The 4065-nt window shown below is 62.8% G+C and carries 2 protein-coding genes and 1 pseudogene; 1 reads left to right on the top strand and 2 read right to left on the bottom strand.

Translation table 11 applies throughout. The features are described from left to right. Positions 1-249: 249 nt before the first annotated feature. Positions 250-951, bottom strand: a complete 702-nt coding sequence (locus BST44_RS28795) for a TetR/AcrR family transcriptional regulator (protein ID WP_033721584.1) — start codon at positions 949-951, stop codon at positions 250-252. A gap of 315 nt (positions 952-1266) precedes the next feature. Between BST44_RS28795 and BST44_RS28790 the strand changes: the two genes are divergently transcribed. Further along, positions 1267-1716, top strand: coding sequence for an SRPBCC family protein (locus tag BST44_RS28790; RefSeq protein ID WP_007172254.1), 450 nt, complete (start codon positions 1267-1269; stop codon positions 1714-1716). A gap of 352 nt (positions 1717-2068) precedes the next feature. Here BST44_RS28790 and BST44_RS31765 read toward each other — a convergent pair. After that, positions 2069-3409 (bottom strand): annotated as a pseudogene (locus tag BST44_RS31765) (IS256 family transposase). Positions 3410-4065 lie beyond the last annotated feature (656 nt).

The raw sequence follows: 4065 nt of genomic DNA, 5'->3' as shown, positions 1-4065 counted from the left end.
CAGCGCCGTCTTCCACAAGGGCAAGCCGCTCGAACGGCCTATCGACATCACACCCGAACCGTCGGCAGCTGAGCCTCAAACCGTCGGATCGCAGGTCGCCTGAAACTCACCGATCCACAGGTCTTGACGATATCTCCACTCCCGATCCGTGTCTCCGGCACATCCACTCCTCGTAGTGTATGCCTCTACGGTTCAGGGCAGGTTCAGCATGTCGGCGCCGCCAGCCGCCCGAACTGGGAAAGCGACCGCTTAATTTGCCTCGGCCGATGACTCTAGCTTCGTGTCAGGAGTGAGGTGCACCCCACGCACTTCCGCAATTGCCGAAAAGGCGCCCCACAAAAAAGCGGTCAACTCTTCGACAAGGGCATCCTTGCTGACGGTCGGGGAATTCAGCCAGCGCAGCACACCAAGTCCCACCGCTCCCAGAGCAGCATCCACAACATATTCAAAGTTGGCGCCCTCGCCACCACGCGCCTCGATAGCGGCTGACCAAACATCCACCGTGGCGTCCGAGAGCGGCCTGCCGCCCTCGATCAAATCCGCGGGCGAACGCCCGTCCCTGAAGTGGGAATTCACCAGGAAACGAAAAAGATTAGGCCGCTTATCCACGAGCCCGACGTAAGCGGCCACCGCGGAGCTGACCAGCTCCAGCGCCGTGGTGGCGGCATCAAACTGCGGCACGACTTGCTCGATGATCATCTCCTGCACCCGCTGGCCGACCGCGGCGAATAAGGCGTCCTTATCCGCGAAGAATCGATACAGCTTGGGCCTGGGGATCCCCGCGGTCTTTACGACATCGTCGATGGACAGGTCAGGCCCATACTCGTCGATCGCGCGAAGCGTCGCTTCTATCAGCTCCGCCCGCACAGCAGCTCGATGCTCGCGCCAACGATCGGCTCGGGCATCTCCGGTCAACTCCGGTAGCAGCCGCCCCACGGCACCCAGGTTCATCGACACCCCGAAATTCTAATCTAAAAGCTAAAGCTACTGCACAAGCCAACGGTGCGTCAGGCAACTCCTCACGCGTTGAGCCTCTCGGTGCCCGCCTGGAAGCGCCTGAACGTCGCGCCGCGCGTGACGATCCGTCTTCACCATCATGAACGCGATTCATCGTAGCGGCCGGCCGACCCACCACGAGGGAGATTCGAAATCCAATTCTATTGACGGGTTGTGACGGTGATGCCACCATCAACCCATGCGCACTGACTGCAGGGATCATTCTGTAGGCGATGCCACGGCGGAGTCTTTGGCCTGGGCTGGTGGCGCATGACGATGGTGTTCGCGTCTGGCACTCTAGAATTGCCGGCTGAGGCGGTTTTCGACTACGCTGTCGACTACCGCCGGATGCCGGAGTGGGTCTTTGGGTTGCGCACCATTACGCCAATCGGCGAACTATCAGACGGGGTCGGCGCCGAATTTCGAGGAACCGGCAAGATCGGCCCAATCGCGATGACCGGAACGAGTCGCATCACCGAGTGGGAGCCGTGCCGGCGCATCACAGAGGCCTTGGTGACCAACAACGGCATAGTTGCCTTGGCAGCCGTTGCCACGACGCCGATGGGATCAGCAGTGACCCGCGTTGACATAACTGCCGACTACAAGTTCCCCGGTGGGCTCGCGGGCAAAGTCCTCCAGCGCGCTATCGAGCCGTTGCTTGGTTCAGGTATCCGACACACTGAACGAGCACTGCGTCGGCAATGTCTACGCACCTGCTGAACAGCTCCCACACACTGAGCCGTCCCGGCGTTTCCGGAGACTCCCGATCTTGGGAGGATTCGAGTTATGGCACGCCCGAGCAAGTATCCCGACGAGCTTCGTGAGCGTGCAGTGCGCATGGTCGCTGAGGTGCATCCGCAGTACCCCTCGCAGTGGGCGGCGATCACCGCAGTAGTCGAAACCCGGAACGAGGGCCCCCATACGTCTGGACCAAGACCGTCGACCAAATCTTGATCAGCATCGTCGGCAACTACTGCACCAAAATTAATGACTCAGGGCACTAGTTCGTTTGGGTGGCGTCCGGAATCCGGTGTAAATCGGCCTGCGGAGGTTCTGGCTTCGGTGAGTGATGCTACGCGGTGGCGCTGACGGTTTCGGTGGTGCTGCTAGCGAAGTCCGGGGTGTGCTGGGGCCACAGTTGCCGGGGTGGTTGCAGCAGGCTGCGGCGCAGGTCTTGGAGCTGGCGCAGCCCGGCGGGGGTCATGGTGAGTCCGCGCCAGCCGCGGGATGCGCGGTCGAGCACGGCCCAGGCGATGCTGTTACAACTGGTCTCGCCAGGGAAGCGGCCGATAACCTTTGCGCGGCGGCGGGTTTCTCCGAAGGTGCGTTCGATGAAGTTCGAGTGGCGGATGCGGTGATGATGTTCGGGCGGGAACCGCAGATAGGCGGTCAGGCCCTCGCGCTCGGTCAGCATGATCTTCATCGCTGCCGGGTAGGTGGTCGTGTAGCGGGTAGCGAACGCGGTCAGCCGGGCGTCGACCAGTTCGACCAGCCGCGGACCGGGCTCGGTTTTGAGGTCCTCAGTGTCGAAGCAGGCCCAGTAGCCGTCGCGGATCTCGGCCTGCATCCCGGCCGGGATCTTGGCCAGCACGTTGCGTAACCGCTGGATCAGGCAGCGTTGCCGCAGCGCGGTCGGGAAGACCTGCTCGATCGCGGCGATCAGGCCGCGGGCACCGTCGGAGATGACCAGCAGCGGGCACGCTAGCCCACGGTCGGTGAGATCGGTCAGGAAATCGGCCCAGGCCTCGGTCGACTCCACCACGCCGGGGGCCAGGCCAACAAAGACGGGCTTGCCGGCGGTGGTGACGCCCCACGCGGCCAGGATCGGCTCGGCCGGCGAGCCGGGATGCATCCGGAAGAAGGAGGCATCCAGGAACAGCTAATCGAGCACGACATCGCCCAGGGGCGCCGCGCCCAGGTGTTGTACTCGGTTTTTATCGCTTGGCATACCTGCGAGACAGTCGATTTCGAGATCGCGGCCTGATCACCGAGCGCATCGGCAAGGGTGGCCTCGACATCACGCACCGACAGTCCGCGCACGAACGAGGCGATCACCAGCGATTCCAGCGCATTGGTTTTGGTGACGTGCTTGCCGAACAGGCGTGAGACGAACGCGGCGGTCGTGCCGCGCAGCTTGGGCCGCTCCAGGGTGACTGGGCCGACGGTGGTCTTGACCGTCGCTGGCCGATAACCATTGCGCGCCCCGGGGCTGCGCATCCGGCGCGGCCGCGGCGCGTTGGTAGCGGTCACGGCCGAGGAACTCGGTCACCTCGGCCTCCAGCGCGGCCTGCATCAGCAACTGTGCGCCGAGCCGGGCCACCTCCTCCAGAATCTCGGGCAGCTCACGATCGGATGCGAACAGCTCGTCGATCTTGGCGCGAACACGATCAGTCGGCGATACTCGTGCAGGCACGGGCATAGGTCCTTTCTTCGATGACTTGGTAGGTCTCGAAGCAGAACCTATGCCCGGCCCATTTACACCGGCTTTAGGACGCGACCGTTCGTTTGCCTTTTCTTCCCAGACTGCGCCGGACGCCGAGGCGACGCCGCCCTCCCGCCGCCTTGACGACAAGTGCTAGTGTGGCCGTGCCCAGCACAAGGTAACGGCGCCACCCCAGCGCCTCCACGACCATTGCTACCGAGGCCGTGGCCAAGACAAGCACTACAACGCCCGAACGGCGAATCGAATCTAATCTCATGGCCAATAACTATAGCGTTCGTCGCGACCGTCTGGAATGCAGGCCATGGCCTTTAAGAGCTCCACACTGAATCGCCCCGGCATGTCCGGAGACTCCACTTCTTGGGAAGGTTGGAGTCATGTCAGGTGGTTCATTGAGGAGGTATCCGCCGGAGCTGCGTGATGAATCGCCCTGGTTCTGTCGGAGGCTCGGGTTATTGGATTCCGATCAGGGGTTGGTCGGTCCGTTGTGCATCGTAGAAGGTGGCTTCGAACTCGGTCGGAGGAACGTCGGCGAGGTAGCTGTGTGGACGGTTCTCTTGGGCTCGCGGCCTGAGTCGCGGTAGTGTCCCGGTGTTTCCGCAGTTCGCGCGGCTGGCTGCTGAAGAATA

This window comes from Mycobacterium scrofulaceum, assembly GCF_002086735.1.
Classification (GTDB): domain Bacteria; phylum Actinomycetota; class Actinomycetes; order Mycobacteriales; family Mycobacteriaceae; genus Mycobacterium; species Mycobacterium scrofulaceum.
The sequence above is the reverse complement of the archived record's forward strand: the minus strand, read 5'-3'. Positions and strand labels throughout refer to the sequence as shown.

Coding starts and splice junctions, on each gene's coding strand:
- BST44_RS28790 (WP_007172254.1), top strand. CDS start 1,267: ATGACGATGGTGTTCGCGTCTGGCACTCTAGAATTGCCGGCTGAGGCG.
- BST44_RS28795 (WP_033721584.1), bottom strand. CDS start 951: ATGAACCTGGGTGCCGTGGGGCGGCTGCTACCGGAGTTGACCGGAGAT.